The sequence below is a fragment of the Limnoglobus sp. genome (assembly GCF_059499385.1).
On record NZ_JCABYM010000009.1, the window covers coordinates 1 to 17,618 of the forward strand.

At 68.3% G+C, this 17,618-nt stretch carries 11 protein-coding genes; 6 read left to right on the forward strand and 5 right to left on the reverse strand.

Annotation, left to right across the window (positions count from 1 at the left end; genetic code table 11):
• Nucleotides 1-159 precede the first annotated feature (159 nt).
• Nucleotides 160-1,527 (forward strand): PQQ-binding-like beta-propeller repeat protein, encoded by a 1,368-nt coding sequence (locus AC5JJ2_RS00900; protein WP_495856078.1) that lies wholly within the window; start codon nt 160-162, stop codon nt 1,525-1,527.
• A 93-nt stretch (nt 1,528-1,620) separates the two neighbouring features.
• Here AC5JJ2_RS00900 and AC5JJ2_RS00905 read toward each other — a convergent pair whose 3' ends face one another.
• Nucleotides 1,621-2,946, reverse strand: coding sequence for a nucleotide sugar dehydrogenase (locus AC5JJ2_RS00905; RefSeq protein WP_495856079.1), 1,326 nt, complete (start codon nt 2,944-2,946; stop codon nt 1,621-1,623).
• Between the two features lie 219 nt (nt 2,947-3,165).
• On the opposite strand from AC5JJ2_RS00905, the gene AC5JJ2_RS00910 reads away from it, so the two are divergent.
• The gene (locus AC5JJ2_RS00910; protein WP_495856080.1) at nt 3,166-4,425 is read left to right on the forward strand and encodes a serine/threonine protein kinase; all 1,260 of its coding nucleotides are present in this window, start codon (nt 3,166-3,168) and stop codon (nt 4,423-4,425) included.
• Between the two features lie 66 nt (nt 4,426-4,491).
• Nucleotides 4,492-6,939: an outer membrane protein assembly factor BamB family protein gene (locus AC5JJ2_RS00915; protein ID WP_495856081.1), complete on the forward strand. Its 2,448-nt coding sequence runs from the start codon at nt 4,492-4,494 to the stop codon at nt 6,937-6,939.
• 37 nt (nt 6,940-6,976) lie between these two features.
• Here AC5JJ2_RS00915 and AC5JJ2_RS00920 read toward each other — a convergent pair whose 3' ends face one another.
• From AC5JJ2_RS00920 to AC5JJ2_RS00930, 3 genes are all read right to left on the reverse strand, one after another.
• A complete protein-coding gene (locus AC5JJ2_RS00920; protein ID WP_495856082.1) occupies nt 6,977-9,274 on the reverse strand; it encodes a site-2 protease family protein in 2,298 nt (765 codons plus the stop codon).
• A complete protein-coding gene (locus AC5JJ2_RS00925; protein WP_495856083.1) occupies nt 9,259-10,440 on the reverse strand; it encodes a 1-deoxy-D-xylulose-5-phosphate reductoisomerase in 1,182 nt (393 codons plus the stop codon). Before AC5JJ2_RS00925 ends, AC5JJ2_RS00920 begins: the two co-directional genes overlap by 16 nt.
• Nucleotides 10,441-10,703: 263 nt before the next feature.
• A complete protein-coding gene (locus AC5JJ2_RS00930; RefSeq protein WP_495856084.1) occupies nt 10,704-12,449 on the reverse strand; it encodes a serine/threonine protein kinase in 1,746 nt (581 codons plus the stop codon).
• Between the two features lie 247 nt (nt 12,450-12,696).
• Here AC5JJ2_RS00930 and AC5JJ2_RS00935 point away from each other — a divergent pair, with 247 nt between their 5' ends.
• Nucleotides 12,697-14,808, forward strand: coding sequence for a tetratricopeptide repeat protein (locus AC5JJ2_RS00935; protein WP_495856085.1), 2,112 nt, complete (start codon nt 12,697-12,699; stop codon nt 14,806-14,808).
• 72 nt (nt 14,809-14,880) lie between these two features.
• Here the strand turns inward: AC5JJ2_RS00935 and AC5JJ2_RS00940 are convergent, their stop codons facing one another.
• Nucleotides 14,881-15,633, reverse strand: coding sequence for a ferritin-like domain-containing protein (locus AC5JJ2_RS00940; protein ID WP_495856086.1), 753 nt, complete (start codon nt 15,631-15,633; stop codon nt 14,881-14,883).
• Nucleotides 15,634-15,851: 218 nt separating this feature from the next.
• Between AC5JJ2_RS00940 and AC5JJ2_RS00945 the strand changes: the two genes are divergently transcribed.
• Together AC5JJ2_RS00945 and AC5JJ2_RS00950 are read left to right on the forward strand one after the other, a co-directional pair.
• Nucleotides 15,852-16,724 carry a metal ABC transporter solute-binding protein, Zn/Mn family gene (locus tag AC5JJ2_RS00945; RefSeq protein WP_495856087.1) on the forward strand — a complete coding sequence of 291 codons (873 nt, stop codon included), beginning with the start codon at nt 15,852-15,854 and terminating at the stop codon, nt 16,722-16,724.
• Complete coding sequence (locus AC5JJ2_RS00950; RefSeq protein ID WP_495856088.1) at nt 16,721-17,437, forward strand: metal ABC transporter ATP-binding protein; 717 nt, start codon at nt 16,721-16,723, stop codon at nt 17,435-17,437. The genes AC5JJ2_RS00945 and AC5JJ2_RS00950 overlap by 4 nt, the downstream gene beginning before the upstream one ends.
• The last annotated feature ends 181 nt before the right edge of the window (nt 17,438-17,618 follow it).

Here is a 17,618-nt window from a genome sequence, read left to right on the forward strand (position 1 = left end):
CGGACCCGCTGAGACACGTCGCGCTTACGCCGCGACGCTCGCCGTTGCGACGGCAACCACCTGCTGCATGGGATCGACTTCCGAAGTCGAAGCCGGACTTCGGAAGTCGGGCCGTTCGCGTGCTAAGCTCTCCGATCGCTCACTTCACACGGAACCCTCATGACCACGAACCCGCGGCCCAAGTGGCGGATCGCCGTCGTCGTCTTCGGCCTGCTCGCCGTCGGTGTCGGGGCGGTGTACGTCTTTCAAAAACGGTTCCCGCACGCCTTCGACAAAGAAGCGACGGACGCCGGGCAGGTCGAGAAGATCAAGGCCGCGAAGCTGGCCGACACCCCGGCCGGGGCCGCCGTCGGGTGGCCGCAGTGGCGGGGGCCGACCCGCGACGGCCGCGCCCCGGCGGGCGCGTTCCGCACGAACTGGGACAAGCGGTTCCCCGCGGAACTCTGGGCCGTGCCGTGCAAGGGCGGTTACGCCTCGTGCAGCGTCGTCGGCGGGAAGGTCTACACCACAGACTACGACGGCACGAGCAAGACCGAGCGGGTCATGTGCCTCGACGCGACGACCGGCAACCCGGTGTGGGAGGTCACGTCCCCGGCGGACTACACCGTCATCCGCGGCGGGTACACGGCCGGGCCGCGGGCGACGCCGACGGTCCACGACGGCCGCGTCTACGTCGTCGGCGGCACGGGCCAGTTCTTCTGCCTGGAAGCCAACCCGCCCGGGGGCCAAGCCCCGCAGGAGTTCTGGCGGCACGACCTGGTCAAGGAGTTCCGGGCGGAAGTCCCGCAGTGGGGGATCGCGTCGTCGCCGCTGATCGAGGGCGACCTCGTCGTCGTCCAGCCCGGTGGGAAGGACGGGTCGGTCGCCGCGTTCGACCGGATCAGTGGTGAGAAGAAGTGGGCGGCCGGGTCGAACCCGAACGGGTACAGTTCACCGGTCGCGGCGACGTTCGGGGGGGTGCGGACGATTCTCGCGATGACCGGCGACGCCCTGCTCGGCCTGCGTGCCGAGGACGGCAAGCAGCTCTTCAGCCACCCGTGGGCCACGCAGTTTAGTGGGAACATTGCCACGCCGGTCGTCGTCGCGGACTGGGTGTTCATCTCGTCCGGCTACGGAAAAGGGTGCGCCCTGCTGCACGTCGAGGGCGAGACGGCGAAGCCGGTCTACATGCGGCCGGGGAAGCTGATGCGGAACCACCACTCGACGTGCGTTCACAAGGACGGCCACCTGTACGGCTTCGACGACAACACGCTTCGATGCATCGACATGCGGGAGGGGACTGAGGTGTGGGACGGCCGCGGGATCAACAAGGGGACGGTGATCCTGGCGGACAAGCACCTGATCGGGCTGACGCAGGACGGGACGGTGTTCCTGGTAGAGGCGAACCCGGACTCGTTCAAGTTGATCGAGAAGAAGGAGCGGGTGTTGAAGGGGAGCGATTGCTGGGCCGCCCCGACGCTCGTGGACGGCCGGCTGTACCTGCGGGACAACACGCGGATCGTGTGCCTGGACGTGACGCCGGAATGACGGCGACGAAAGGCGAGCGGGGGGCGTAAGCCCCCTGATTCTCATGAACATCCCTCACTGAATCAGGGGGCTTACGCCCCCCGCTCGCCAAGATCAGGCCCGCACCAACCGCTCACGGCCGGTCGTGACGTTCTTCGTCGCGTTCCGCGTGTCCACGACCAGCTTCGCCGCACTCAGAATCCACGCGTAGTCGTAGGCCGTGTGGTCCGTCGCGATCACGACGCAGTCCTGCGCCGCGAGGTATTCCGCCGTCAGCTCGCGGCTCTCCATGTGCAGGTGCGGGTAGTGCCGCATCGGCGGCAACTCGGGGATGTGCGGGTCGTTGTACGTCACGACCGCGCCCTTCTTCAGCAGCAGGTCCATCAGCTCGAACCCCGGCGACTCGCGGGGGTCGTCGATGTCCTTCTTGTACGCCATCCCCAGGATCGCGACCTTGCTCCCCTTCACCGGCTTCCCGGCGTCGTTCAGTGCGTCGGCCACCTTGCCCACCACGTAGGCCGGCATCCCGGTGTTCACCTCGCCGGCCAGCTCGATGAACCGCGTGTTCATGCCGTACTGCCGGGCCACCCACGTCAGGTAGAACGGGTCGATCGGGATGCAGTGCCCGCCGAGGCCGGGGCCGGGGTAGAACGCCTGGAACCCGAACGGCTTCGTCTTCGCCGCGTCGATCACCTCCCACACGTCGATGCCCATCCGGTCGTACAGCACCTTCAGCTCGTTCACCAGCGCGATGTTGATCGCCCGGTACGTGTTCTCCAAAATCTTGCACGCCTCCGCGACCTCCGGCGTGCTGACCTGCACCACCTTCTCGACGACGTTGCCGTAGAGCAGCGCCGCCAGCCCGCTGCTGTTCGCCTCGATGCCGCCGACGACCTTCGGGATCGTGTTGACGGAGTGCGTCTGGTTGCCGGGGTCCTCCCGCTCCGGGCTGAACGCGAGGAAGAAGTCCTCGCCGACCGTCATCTCGGACCGTTCGAGGATCGGCAAAATCACGTTCCGCGTCGTCGTCGGGTAGGTGGTGCTTTCCAGCACGACGAGTTGCCCCGGCCGCAGCTGTCCGGCGACGGCGTGGGCCGAGTTTACCACGTACTGGAGGTCCGGCTCCCGCGACTCCGTCAGCGGCGTCGGCACGCAGATGATGACAACGTCCACCTCGCCCAGCTTCGTGAACTGGTCCGTTGCGGCGAACCGGCTCGCCCGCATCTCGGCGATCGTCGCGTTGGGAATCTGCTTGATGTACGAGCGGCCGGCGTTCAACTTCGCCACCTTCGTCGCGTCGATGTCGAACCCGACGACGCGATACCCGGCCCGGCAGAACGCCCGTGCGAGCGGCAGCCCGACGTACCCCAATCCAATGATGCCGACCGCGGCCGACTTGTTCTCAATCCGGGTGCGAAGCTCGATGGCTGTTCCCGACATCGCGAGTCCGTCCTTGTTCTGGGGGCGAGTCTCGGAGTCCGTCCGTAACCCCAGAGCGTTATGCCACGCGGCGATTCCGGTTGTCAACCGCGACCCGGACAACCCGCACCACCCTCACGGCTCCCCCAACTTTTCAGCCCGGACCCGATTGGCAACCGCGGCTGCGGGCGGCAGAATAGCGGTGGTACTTCCCCACGACTCAACCTGAAGTCGGTCGTCATGCCCGAACCCATCACAGGTGCCGAGTTCCTGGCGTTGGCGAAGAAGAGTAAGGTCGTCGCGGACGCCGTGATCGACCGGTACGCCGCGTCGCGGGACATGCTGCACAAGACGGCCGAGGACCTCGCCCGGCAGATGGTCGTGGACGGCCACCTCACGCTGTTCCAGGCCAACCACCTGCTGAAGGGCCGGTACAAGAACTTCTTCATCGGCAAGTACAAGGTGCTGATGCCCATCGGGGTCGGCGGCGGCAGCCAGGTGTTCCTGTGCGAGCACTCCATGATGAAGCACCGCGTCGCGGTGAAGATGCTCAAGCTGAAGGACAACACGGACAAGCTGGCCCTCAACCGGTTCATGCGGGAGGCCCGGGCCGCGGCCACGCTCAACCACCCGAACGTCGTCCGCGCCTACGACTTCGACAAGGCCGAGGGCCGGCACTACTACATCGTCCTCGACTACGTGGACGGCGTCAGCCTCGAAGAGTTGGTCAACAACGTCGGCCCGCTGCCCCCGGCCCAGGCGGTGAGCTACGTGCTTCAGGCCGCGGCCGGGATGCAGCACATCCACGACGCCGGCCTCATCCACCGGGACATCAAGCCGGGCAACCTGCTGCTCGACCGCGCCGGCGTGGTCCGCATCCTCGACCTCGGCTTGGTCCGGTTCGCCGAATCGGAAGACGACGAAATCACCAAGCTGCAAAAGGACAACGTCATCCTCGGCACGGCGGACTATCTCTCACCAGAGCAGGCGCTGCGGGCCGACGACCTCGACATCCGGTCGGACATCTACAGCCTCGGCGTGACGCTCTACTTCCTGCTCGCCGGCCACACCCCGTTCGCGAACCTGACCGTCGCGCAGAAGCTGCTGTACCACCAGTTCCAGGACCCGCCGCCGATCGACGGCGTGCCGGCCGACCTGTTCGAGGTCGTCCTCACGATGATGGCGAAGAAGCCGGAGGACCGCTACCAGACGCCGGACGAGGTGGCGGACGTGCTGAGCGGGTGGGCGGCGGTGCCGCTGCCGCCGCCGGACGAGGCGTACTTCACGCCAGCCGGCCGACCGTCGGCGACGCCGAGCAACCCGCGGAAGCCGCAGCCCGCGCCGACGTGGGTTCCGCCGCAACCGCAACCGACCCCCATCATCAACCGGCCGAAGCCCCGGGCAGCCGCCGCCCCGCCCCGCCCGGCGTGGCTCGTCCCGGCCGCCGTCGCCGCGGCCGTCGTGCTGGTGATCGTGCTAGCGGTCGTCGCCTTTCGTTGAACCTTCTGCCCCGCGCCGCGTCCAACCGGTACAATCGCTCGCACCGATTCCGCCGGAGTGTCCGACGTGACGCACCCCCTCCGCTGGCCGCTCGTTGCCGTAATAGCCCTCACGCTTCTGTCCCCCGCTCAGGCTGTTATCAAGAAGCTGACGCCGCTGAAGGACGTGATCGGCGACGCGACGATGATCGTCGCGGCCGAGGTCGAGAAGGTGGACCCGACGAAGCCCGGCGTCGTATTTAAGTTCGAGGAAAACCTGAAGGGCAAGTGCGACTTCGCGTCCTTTCCGGTGAACCTGAAGGGGGACAGCTTCGCGAAGAAGGACGACCACCCGAAGGCGATGCTCGACCGCCTCACGCCGGGTCGGAAGCTGCTGCTGTTCGTTACGAAGGTGGAGAAGACTTACGTGACGTTCGGGTTCCTCGAAGGGACGTGGTTCCAGGTCCGCGGCACGACCGGCGACGACGGGAAGGCGGTGACGTGGGCGTTCCTCCACTGCGAGCCGTACTTCCGCCGGACGTTCAAGGGTACGACGGCCGAGCTACGGGCCGTCGTCGAGAAGGCGGTGAGCGGCAAGGCGGCCCCGCCGGACGCGAACGAGAAGGAGGAACCCGGTCTCGGCCCGCTGCCGGAGAAGAAGGGGTTGGCGGTCCGATCGCCGGCGCTGTTCGCGGTGATCCCGACGACCGTGCTGGTCGCGCCGCTGGCCGTCGTCGCGGCCCTGTTCCCCGGCCTGTTCGCGCGGCTGGCCGTCGCGATGAAGCAGTGGCGTGCGTTCCTGACGGTCGCGAGCATCAACACGACGCTGGCCACGGTCTACCTCGTTGTGCGCGAATGGCTCCCGGACCGGTGGGCGTTCTCGCCGCAAGCGTTCCTGCTGTACGTGATCGGCATCACGCTCGTCGGCCTGCTCTGGTCCGGCCGCCGCTACCGGCGGTTGGCCGCGGACGACCCGGCGGTCACCGCGACGCCGTCCCAGACGACGTTGCTGGTGCTCATCGGCGTTCTCGCGGCGTTGGTACTTTTCCTCGCCATCGTCGCGATGTGGCTCGGCGACCGGGCGAAGCTGCTCGACGTGCCGTGGCGGGAGTTCTTCGCCCTGGCCGTCGGGATCGTTGCGGCCCTGGCCTACTCCCTCTACCGCATCCTGACGCGCGGAACGGACGGGCCGGACGTGAAGACGCGGCTCAGCATTTCCGGCGAGAGCTTCGCACTCTTCGGCGTCCTGGCCTTCGGCGTCGGCCTCTTCGCGAACAGCGTTCCGCGCGGGGCGGCGTGGACCGGGCCGTCGGGCGAGCAAGGCGAAGTTCCGACCGACGCGACCGGGCCGAAGCTCGTCGATGTTCGCGCGATGACATTCCCCGGCGCGAACGAGGTGATGTCCGGCGTCGTGGTCGGGCCGGACGGCCGCCTCTACTTCGGCGCGGAGAGCGCCGGCGGCACGGGAAGCGTGTGGTGCGCCGACCCGACGACGGGGCAGCCGGTCTGGAAGTTCACGAACGGCGGCGACCTGCAGCCGGTCTACTGCACGCCGACGGTCGCGGACGGCAAACTCTACGTCGGCGAGGGGCTGCACACGGACTCGGGGCGGCGAATGTTTTGCCTCGACGCCGCGACGGGACAGCCGCGGTGGAACTACGAGACCGAGAGCCACACCGAAGGCCGCGCGGCCTACACGGACAAGCGGCTCATCTTCTCCGCCGGGGACGACGGGTTGATTTGTCTCGACCCGGAGACGCGACAGAAGAAGTGGCACGTCGCGGGGCTGTCGCAGAAGTTGCACGTCGATACGCCGCCGGCGGTCCTGGGCCGGCGGGTCTTCTTCGGCAGCGGGTACAACACGCTCGCGCTGCTGTGCGCGGACGTGAACACCGGCGAGGTGCTGTGGCGAACGCCGGTCGATCTGCGGTCGTTCGGCGCGCCGTTGGGCCGGAACAAGTTCGTCTTTTACGGCCTCGGGACCGGCAACTTGCTCGACGACCTCTCGACGGAGGACGAACGCGGGGCCGTGCCTCGCGAGACGGCCGCGAAGGGGGCGGTCGTTTGCGTCTCGGCGACGACGGGCGAAATCGTGTGGCGGTACGACCTGCCGAAGTCGGTCCACACGGAGTTGGCCGCCGACCTGCGGACGGTTTACGCGGCCTGCAAGGACGGGTTCGTGTACGCCCTCGACCGCGCGACCGGCAAGCCGCGGTGGAAGCGGTCCGTCGGCCCGACGTTCGCGGCCGGACCGGTCGTCTCGACGCACGCGAACGGCGGGGCGACGCTCGCCCTGTACGCCGTGTCCATCGACGGCCGCGCGATGTGCCTGAACCCGGCGACCGGCGAGCCGTTCTGGGTCCGCGACCTGGCGGAGTACGCGAAGAAGACGCTGCAAGTGCTTTCGACGCCAGCCCTGGTTTCGACCCAGGACGGGGCGAAGCGGATACTCTACGTGGGGTGCAAGGCGGAGAACAAAAACAACGGCGAGCGCGTCGCCACGATCTTCCGCATCGAGGACGTGATCGAAGACTGAAAGCCCCGGCACGGCCGTGCCGGGGCTTTCAGCCCAATTACCATCTCAACCACAGCTTCAACAGTCGATAGATGTCTAGCCCGATGGTGAACAGCATCAAGCACAGCACCATGAATAGGCCGACGTAGGTGAGCAGGATGTGGATTCGCTCCGGCGGCGGCTTGCCGCGGAACAGTTCGTAGACCAGGAACATCATGTGCCCGCCGTCCAGGACCGGGATCGGCAGGAAGTTCACCACCGCCAGGTTGATGTTAATCAGCGCGAGCATCAGGACGAGCTTCCAGATGTCCTGCCCGGCCAGGATGTACGAGATGCGGGCGAGCGTGATCGGCCCGCTCATCGTCTGCACCGCCGACACCCGGCCGAACAGCATCGCGTACAAGTTGATGTACGTACTCTGGACCATCCGCAGCGTCCGGTACAGCCCCATCTCCAGCGCCTCGCCGACGCCGTTCGCCTTCTGGATGCGGTACTCGGGCATCAGCAAGAGGCCGCGGTCGTCGAGCGGGTAGTCGCGGTCCTCCCGCGTCGTCAGCGTCGCCTCGACCTTCTGCCCCCCGCGGTTCACCCGGACCTCGCACTCGTGCGGCGCGATCCGCTGGAGCATGTCGTCCACGAACGCCCACTGGTGCGGTTTCACGTTCTCCCACCGGCCCTGGTCGATCTCGCCGTTGTGTTCCTTCGCCTTGACCCTCACGGCCTCGATGGCGTCGCCCGGTTGAATCCCCGCCGCCGCGGCCGGCGAGTCCGGGGCGACGGCGTCCACCACCGCCTGGACGTGGTACGCCAGTCCGAGGCCGTTGACCGCGAGCGGCGTCTGCGCCTTCATGATCCCGTTCGTCTGGTCGAACCGGCCCACGGCGTCCCACGTCAGTTCTACCGTCACCCGCTTCTCCGAGTGGTCGCCCGGTTGCTCGCGGAGGACGGTCAGCTTCACCGCCTTCTCGCCCGGCGTCCGCTCCGCCCACTTGTTCAACTCGATCGGCAGCCGGACCGGGTCGAGCGGCCTTACCAGCCGCGACGCGGACGAGGCTTGCTCGGACTTCCCGCCCGCGGCCAGCACCGTCACCGTCTTGTCGGCGTTCGCGAACTCGACCTCGACGATCCGGTCGCCGGGGTTCGCGCCGTCCTTCGGCTGGACCTTCGCGATGTCCGCGGGCGACCCCGCGCGGGTGGCGACGATCGCGCCCATTCGCATCCGCAACCCGGTCTCGCGGCGGAACGCCGGGGCGACGGTAATCGGCACCACGTCGCCGTCCGGTTGCCCCTGTCGGCGGACGTGGAACGTGATCGGCTCGCCGGCCAGCCGCGCGAGCCGGCGGTAGTACACGAACACGTCCCCGACCGGGTCGTTCGGCCCGGCCTCGATTGGCGTGACGGCCTTTCCCGGCGCGTCCGGGTCGGTCATGCCGACCAGCACGTCGCCGTGGCGAAACCCGTCCGCCCCGCCGGCGGCCGCGGCCGGGCTGTCCACCCGGTACGGCGGGAACTCGACCTTCTTCCCGTGAACGAGCGTCAGCGATTCCGTCGGCGTGATGCCGAGCATCGGGAACGGCGCGCCCTCGTCCAGGATCGGCTCCGCCTTGATCTCCCGCCGCTGGCCCTTGTAGTCGAGCGTCAGGTCGATCAGGTCGCCCTTGTCCGTCCCCCACACGATCGGCCGGATGTCGTCGAACCACGGGTTCGCGCGATTACCGATCTTTTTGATCTCGGTCCCGCTGTGGATGTTCTGCCGCCACGCCGTGCCGCCGGCCTCCATCTGCGCGACGGTGGCGGGCATCTCTTCGAGGCCGTTCATGTAGACCATCACGAACAGCACGCACGCGAGCAGGATGTTCATGATGACGCCGGCGGAGATGATGAGCATCCGCTCCGGCACCGTCTGGTTCTTGAACGACCGTGGGTCGGAGTCGGCGTCCTCGTCGCTCGCGTTGTCCCCTTCCCCGAGCATCTTGACGTACCCGCCGAGCGGGATCATGCACAGCTTGTAAGTCGTCTCGCCGTACTTGTACGCGCAGAACGGGATCGGCGGGCCGAACCCGATGCTGAACGCCTCGACGCGGACGTTACACAGCTTCGCGGCCGCGAAGTGGCCGAGTTCGTGGATGAAGATGATGAACGTCAGCCCGGCCGCGGCGAGGACGACGCTCAGCGGGTCGAGGTAGCGGAGGACGACCACCAGGCAGATGAGGCCGATGACGATGTTGACGAGGTTCTCCCGCAGCCACGACGACGGCGTCGGCTCCGGCGGCTCGACCGGCGCGGCGGCGCGGTGCGGCTTGCCGTTCGCCGTCGGCGGCGGGGTCGTGTCCGGGGTGTTCACGGGGTTGTCCAACGGGCCACCTCCTGCCGCGCCCACCGGTCGGCGGTCATCAGTCCGCCGAGCGTCGGGGCCGGGTCGTAATCGTGGGAGTCGAGGACCGCCCGGCAGCACCGGGCGATGTCCAGGAAGGCAATTTCCTTGTTCAGGAACCGGGCGACGGCCGCCTCGTTCGCGCCGTTCAGCACCGCCCCGGCCGTGCCGCCCTTTGCCGCCACTTCGAAGCCGAGGTCGAGGGCGGGGAACGTCGCGCGGTCCGGCTGCTCGAACCGGAGGTCGGACAGCGTTCGCCAGTCGAGCCGCCTCGCCGGGCCGCTCACCCGGTCCGGGTGGAGCAGCGCCAACTGGATTGGCAGCCGCATGTCCGGCGGGGAGAGCTGCGCCAGCACGGAGCCGTCCACGAACTCGACGAACGAGTGAACGACGGACCGCGGGTGGATCACCACGTCGATCTGCTCGGCCCGCAGGCCGAACAGCCACCGGGCCTCGATCATCTCCAGCGCCTTGTTCATCATCGTGGCGGAATCGACCGTAATCTTCGGCCCCATCTTCCACGTCGGGTGGTCGAGGGCCTGCTCCACGGAGACGTTCGCCAGTTCGGCCGCGATCTTTCCGCGGAACGGCCCGCCGCTGGCCGTGAGGACGACCTTCGCCACGTCACGCGCGCCATGACCGGTCAGCGCCTGGAAGATCGCGGAGTGCTCGCTGTCCACGGGAAGCAGCTTCGCCCCACGGCGGGCGGCGAGGTCCATGACCAGCGGCCCGCCGACGACGAGCGTTTCCTTGTTCGCCAGCGCGACGGTCTTGCCCGTCTCCAGCGCCGCCCACGTCCCCATCAACCCGGCCGCGCCGACGATGGCGGCGACCACGATGTCGATGTCCGGGTCCGTGACGAGGGTGAGCAGGCCGTCGTTGCCGAAGAGCAGGCGGGTGTCCGCGGGGAATTGGGACCGGTCCACTCGCTTCGCCGTGTCGGGACACGTCACGACCGCGAACCGGGGCCGGAACTCGTGGCACTGCGTCGCCAGGTCGTCCCACCGGGAGTGGGCACAGAGGCCGACGATTTCGAGCCGGTCGGGCAGGTGGCGGGCCACGTCTAACGTGTTCGTGCCGATCGACCCGGTGCAGCCGAGGACCGCGACGCGCTTCCGCCCCGGCTTCGAGTTCGACGGCAAGCCCATCGCTGTCACGCGGACACCATTCCGGGGAAGAAGACTGTTCAGGGGATTGTAGGAGATGACGGGAGTTTAAGGGAAGCCGACCCTGGGACCGCGGGCGTCCCGCCCGCTCACCTTCACGACACCGGTGACCTGTCTTACGCGGCTGGGAGTGGCGGGCGGGACGCCCGTGGTCCCAGGCCGGAAAACAACAACCGCGGCGAGGATGGGGCGATATGTCACCCGTCACCCTGGCCGCGGAGCCGTTTCTACCGTTCTATGACGGGTTACTTCATCATAACAGTCGCACCGAGAAACACCAAACTGGCCAGCAGCAAGGCGGCCAGGATGAGGCCGAGCGTGCCGAACGCCCCGTTCGGCTTCGGCTCGTCGTCCGGCGGAACCCACCCGCCGGGCATGCTCTGGCGGGACGGGTCGGCGAACGGCGGCGGCTCGGATAGCACCGGCGTCAGGGGGACTTCGCCCGGATCGAAGCCGGGGAGGTTCAACGCGGCCCGGCTCGGCATCATCGGCTGGCTCGACCGCACCGGCGACGGCGCGGGCAGCGGCTTCGCCGCCCCGCCCATGCTCTGCCTCGCCGCGCCGCCCATGCTCTGTCGGGCGGCGGCATTCGACCGGCCCGGGGGGGCGGCCGGGAAGCCCATCCCGCTGCCCATAGCGCTGGCGCGGGCCGCGGCGTTGCTCTTCGGCGGGCCGCCCGGAGGGGCCGCCGGGAAGCCCATCCCGCTGGCGCGGGCGGCCGGGTTGGTCTTGGCCGGCCCGGCCGGCGGGAACCCCGGCGTCGGCGGGAACCCGGTGGCCGGCGGCGCGGAGAACGCGGACGGCGCGGGCGGCGGCGTCTGGGCCGGGGCCGACGCGCGGCCGTTGAAGCCGGGCTGCGGTTGCGGCGTGCCGCCGCCGAGCGAACTCAGCCGCGGGCGGGAACCGGACAGCCCGGCGCGGCCGGCGTTGCTCGGGTTCTCGGCCGCGGTCACGGCCAGGTCGCCGACGAACGGCTCCAGGGATTCGACCACTTCGTCCAGCCCGCCGTACCGGTCTTCCGGTTTCTTCGCCATGAGCCGGTGGACGACCTCGATCACCGTGTCCGGCACGTCCGGGTTGAGTTCCTTCAGCGAATCCGGTTCCTTCATCTGGTGGGCCATCATCTTCTCGACGGCGCTCCCGTCCGCGAACGGCGGCCGCCCGGCCAGGCACGTGTAAAGAACGCAGCCGAGGCTGTACTGGTCGCCCGCCGGGGTGCGGTTCGTCGGCTCCAGGATGCTTTCCGGGCTGGCACAGTCCAGGCCGCTGGTCAGCGTGTTGGCCGTGGACATCGTGTCCACGAGCGACTCGCCCTCGTTCTCGACGAGCAGCGACCCGATGCCGAAGTCGAGGATGCGGGCTTGGTTGTCCGACCCGATCATGATGTTCGACGGCTTCACGAGGCCGTGGAACAGCGTGTTCTGGTGGGCGATGGCCAACCCCTGGGCCACCTGCACGCCGATGAGCGCCGTCTGCTGGACCGACAGCTTCCCCTCCCGCTGGATCAACCCTTCGAGCGTCTCCCCTTCGGCGAGGGGCCACACGAGGTAGTGCAGCCCGCCGGCCGTGCCCACGTCCACGAACGGCAGCACGGCCGGGTGCGTGAACTGGCCGAACGACCGGACCTGCCGGCGGGCGAGCCGGACGTTCCACATGCTCCGCCGCGGCAGCACCTTGATCGCGTAAACGGTATGGTCGTTCTTGGACGCGGCCTTGTAGACCTGTCCCATGCTCCCCTGGCCGATGGCGTCCAGCAGGATGTACGGCCCGAGCACCAGCCCTTGCGTCTTGCCATTGAGAATCCGCTCGGCCTGGAACGCGCTGAGCGTCCCTTGTTCGACCATGTACTCGGCCAGGGCCGGGGCCTCGGCCCGCGGGTTCCGCTTCAGGAAGTCGCTGACGATTTGGTCGAGTTGCCCGCGGTCGATCAACCCGCTGCGCCGAAGATCCCACACGAACCATTCACACGCACCGAGATCGTTCGTCACCATGATGCCGGAATCCTAAAGGGGTGGGTCCGCGGGCGTTGGGTGTCGTGCCGCCGGGACGTAGCCGACACGCCCGGTTTGTGACCGGTCGTGGTTTTTTCGGCTCACCAAACAGTAGGTCAGCATTTCGGGGTGTCAAACTTCCCGACCGCGTTTTCCGACCGGACCGAAAGCCATATCCTGACGGGATATTTCACCCCCAGCCGGACCGCCCGCCGCCACGGCCGGGCCTCCCCCCGAGACACCGCGAATGGCTCTGAACCCCTACGACGCCTGCCCCTGCGGGAGTGGCAAGAAGTTCAAGTGGTGCTGCATCGGCTACTTCGACCAGCTCCAGCTCGCCATGCAGCAACAGCAACAGGGCCAACACGATGCGGCCCTGCGGACGATGGAAGGGCTGACGAAGTCGCACGCCCAATCGCCGCAGGTCTGGTGTCACTACGCGAACGTGCTGTTCATGGAGGGCAAGACGGAAGAGGCGGAACAGGCGGTGCAGAAGGCATTGTCGGTCCAGCCCGACTTCGCGATGGCGTATTTCACCCGCGCCATGTTCCGGCACTCGGAAGGGGAAGTCCTCGGCTCGCTGCTGTTGTTCCGCAAGGCGCTCGAAGCCTATCCGCCGGAGGCGGCCGGGCCGATCGCCGACACGTGCGAGATGATCGCGCGGATCGAGTTGCTTCTCAACCGCCCCGTGGCCTGCCGGGCGGTGTTCGAGAAGGCGGTGAACATCCAACAGGGCGACGCCGAGTTGCACGCCCAGTTCGACGCCATGTTCGGCCCCGACTCGCGGCTGCCGGAACCGGCGCGGAAGGCTTACGCCTTCCGGCCGACTACGAAGCGGCTGCCGGCCGACGTGAACGTCACGAAGTTCTCCGAGGCGAAGAAGGCTTACGAGGCGCTCGTCCAGCAGGTTCCCGACGACCCGGCCGCGTGGTTCAACCTCGGCCTCGTCCGGGCGTGGCTCGGCGAGCAACCGCAGGCCGTCGAGGCGCTCAACAAGTCGGTCGAACTCGAAGTCGATGACTTCCGGGCCGAAGAAGCGGCGGCGCTCGTCGAGGTGTTGAAGTGCGGCCAGGGGATGGAGGCGGACGCGGAGTTCGTCGAGCACCGGGCGTTCATGCAAATCCGCGACCCGGAGGCGGTGTCCGGGTTGTTGCAGGCGCTCGTCGAGAGCGGCCGGCTGATCGCGCCGCAGATGTCCGAGGACGGGTCGTACTTCAGCGCCCTCGTGGTGGAGCAGTTGCCGAGTATTCTGGAAACCGGCACGAAGCTGGCGAAGGTCGTCGCGAACATCAACATCACCGCCGGCGTCATCCGCCTCTGGTATCCCGCGGAAGAGACGTTGAAGAAGGTCGTCACCGAGTTCCGCGAACGGCTGAACCTGGCGGTCGGCGAGCCGAACTACAACATCGGCCCGATCCAGTTCGGCGACATCGCGCTCGACGCCCTCGCCTACCCGGTGCGGACGGCGGACATCAACGAGGCCGAGAAGAAGCTCGGCGACTACGCCACCAACTACTTCGAGGGCCCGTGGCTGCACAAGCCGCTCCGGTCGCTCGGCGGCGTCAGCCCGATGGACGCGGTCGGCAGCAAGCTCATGCGGAAGCGGGTCCTCGGCGTCATCAAGTTCCTGGAGGGCTGCCTGCTCGGCGCGGCCCCGCGGAAGAAGCGGGGCGAGGCGATCGAACCCATTAGCATCTACGACTTCAACCGCCTCCGGCACAAGCTCGGCATCGAGATGGTGTCCGTCGCCGCGCCGACGCCCGCCCCGGAGCCGGCCGTGGCGAAGCCGGCGAAGCGCGACTTCACGGCGATGAACGCGGCCGACCTGTCCGGGCTGGTGGCCGACGAGCTGACGGTCGGCGAACTGGAAGACGCGATGAAGGCGGCGATCAAGTTGGACGCCCGCGAGCTGGCCGTGGCATTCGCGAAGGCCGGGGCCGCGAAGCCGGCCGACGCGGCGAAGCCGGACCGCTACCCGTTCTACGCCTGCCTCATGACCGCCGCCCTCGCGTCTGGCGACACGGCGGAGGTGTTGAGAGTCGCCGACGACGGGTCGCGGTACGACGCCGCGAACAACGACGGCCGCCGGTTCAACGACTACGCCCTCCGCAAAGTTGCCGTGCTCGCGAAGAAGGGCGACTTCGACGCGGTGGAGGCCGAGTACAACGCGATCCTCGACCGCACGCCCGCCGACGGGAACATGTACGTGAAGGCGGCCGAGACGATGCTCGGCGCGAAGCAGGGCAAGCGGGCCGCGACGTTCGCCGAGCGCGGCCTCGCGAAGGGCAGGGAGCAGGGCAACCGCGACCTCCAGGCCGCGTGCAACGAGCTGCTCGACGCGGCGAAGCGGTACGCTTAGGTCGGACGTATATAGCCGCCGGCTTGCCGGCGGGCTTTTTGGAATCGCAAAACCCCGCCGGCAAGCCGGCGGCTATATATTTTGGGGCCTCATCAACTCCCACGCCCGCCGCATCTTCGACCACGCCGACCGCCAGAACGCGCGAAAGTCGTAGCCGCCGGCCTTCAGCGCCCGCCGGTGGCCGACCCAGATCAACAGCGTGATCCCCGCGAACAGGAACCGGTGCGCGAGCATCGTTGCCCACATCACCGGCCGCGACCGGCCACGGTGCAGGACGGCCAACCGCTCGCACTGGAAGCGGATGTGTGCCACCTCGTCCGCGAGAATCTGCTCGCAGATCGCCCGCAGCACCCGCGACTTCGTCGCCCGGCGGACGGCGTTGTAGAAGACGAACGCGTGCGTCTCGACCATCACCACCGGCGTCGCCCACACCTCCATCGTCGGCCACAGGTATCGCACCATTCGGAACAGCGTGTCGCCCCAGTCGGCCTTCGCCCGCTCGACGCCGGCCAGGTCGAGGAACCGGCCGAGCGCCGCGCCGTGCCGCTGCTCCTCCGCGATGAACAACCGCACCGCCGCGAGGAAGTCCGGGTCGCCGACGGCGGCCGCGTAGTTCGCCGCGGCCGCGAGCAGGTGGCGGCCGTCGGACGTTTCGCCGAGTTGCCACGCCCGCACCGAGTCGCGGACCGCGTCCAGTTCCGCCGGCGTGATGTCCGCACCGAGGTGCCACGGCACCGGCCGCACCGCGCGGGCGTTCGCCTCGAAGTACAGCACCCACTCCGCCGAGGTGTTGACGCCCACTCCCGCCGCGCATTGGTCCGTCATTCCATGTCCTCCGAACCCGTGATTAACTTTGCATTGCAAAGTTAATCACGGCGATGCCACAATTGCAAGGAAAAAGCGGGAGGGATTGACGAGAGGCTCGTGTTCGCCTAGACTAATTTAGACAGTTAGCTGAAACTATCTTCAACCAGACAGCCATGTGCCGCTTGTACTTGTGTATTCCCTTACTCGCCCTATTCCTGTGCGGATGCACTCCGCAATTGGACCCGGCCGACGGTAAACTTTCGGTCGTTTGCACGACCAGCCTCATCGCCGACGCCGTGAAGGAGGTCGGCGGCGACCGCGTTCACGTCGAGTGCCTCATGGGGCCGGGCATCGACCCGCACCGTTACACCGCGTCGCCCGGCGACATTCAGAAGCTGACGCGGGCGAAGGTCGTCTTCCACCACGGGCTGCACCTCGAAGGCAAGATGGGCGACGTGTTGGAGCAGCCGCGGGCCGGGCAGATGACGGTCGTGGTCACGGCGGCGCTCGACGAGAAGAAGCTGCGGGCCGGCGACGGCGGCGACGGGCCGCACGACCCGCACGTCTGGTTCGACCCGCGGCTGTGGGCGGACTGCCTGCCGCCGATCGCGGCCGCGCTCAAGGAGGCCGACCCGGCCCACGCCGCCGGGTACGAGAACGCCGCGGCCGACTACCGGGCCGAGATGCTGAAGGCGGACCGCGAACTCGAGGAGTTGGCGAACACGATCCCGAAGGCGGGCCGGAAGCTCGTCACGTCGCACGACGCCTTCGGCTACTTCGGCGACCGGTACGGGTTCGAGGTCCACGGGCTGCAAGGCGTCTCGACGGTCAGCGAACCGGGCACGAAAAACGTGAGCGACCTGGCGAAGTTCTTGTCCGACAACCGCATCCCGGCCGTGTTCGGTGAAACCTCCGTGCCGTCGAAGGGCTTGCAAGCCGTGATGGACGCCACGCAGCAAAAGTACGGGCACAAGGTTCAACTGATCGGCGGCGAGTCGGCGCTCTACTCCGACGCCCTCGGCGAACCCGGCACGCCCGGCGAGACGTACCTCGGCATGATTCGGCACAACATGACCGTCATCGTGCGTGCCCTGAAAGCCAGCCCATGACCGCCGCGGTCGATGTCCACGACCTCACCGTCGCGTATCGCGAGAAGCCCGCGCTCTGGGACGTGGACCTGTCCGTCCCCGGCGGCGTCCTCATGGGCATCGTCGGGCCGAACGGCGCGGGCAAGACCACCCTTCTGAAGGCCGTCCTCGGCCTCATCCCCGTCGTCTCCGGTGAGGTGCTGATCCATGGCCGACCTTATCGCGAGCAGCGCCAACGATTGGCCTACGTCCCGCAAAAAAGTTCCGTCGATTGGGACTTCCCCACGACCGTCTTCGACCTCGTGCGGATGGGAACCTACGGCCGCCTCGGATGGCTGAGGCGGCCCGGCCGTGCGGAACGCGATCGCACGGAGCGGGCGATGGCCCAGGTCGGGCTGACGGCCCTCCGCGACCGGCAGATCGGCCAACTCTCCGGCGGCCAGCAGCAGCGGGCGTTCCTGGCGCGGGCCCTGGTGCAAGACGCGGACGTGTTCGTCCTCGACGAGCCGTTCCAGGGCGTGGACGCGGTGACAGAGAAAGCCGTGATCGAAATCCTCCGCGGCCTGCGGGCCGAGGGGAAGACGATCCTCGTGGTGCATCACGACCTGAACACCGTGCCGACGTACTTCGACTCGGTGGCGCTGCTGAACGTCCGGCTGATCGCGAGCGGACCGGTCGCGGAGGTCTTCACGCCGGAGAACCTAAAGCGCGCTTATGGCGAGGCGGCACGGTAAGGCGTTCGGTCCTGGGACCGCGGGCGTCTCGCCCGCTTCTTGTAGGGTGGTGGGGGGGGGGGGGGGGGGGCCCCCCCCCCCCCCACCCCCCCCGCCGCCCCGCCCCCCCCCCGCCCCCCCCCACCAACGGGCCCCCGGGGCCCCCCCCCCGGCGGGGGGGGGGGGGGGGGCGCGGCGGCCC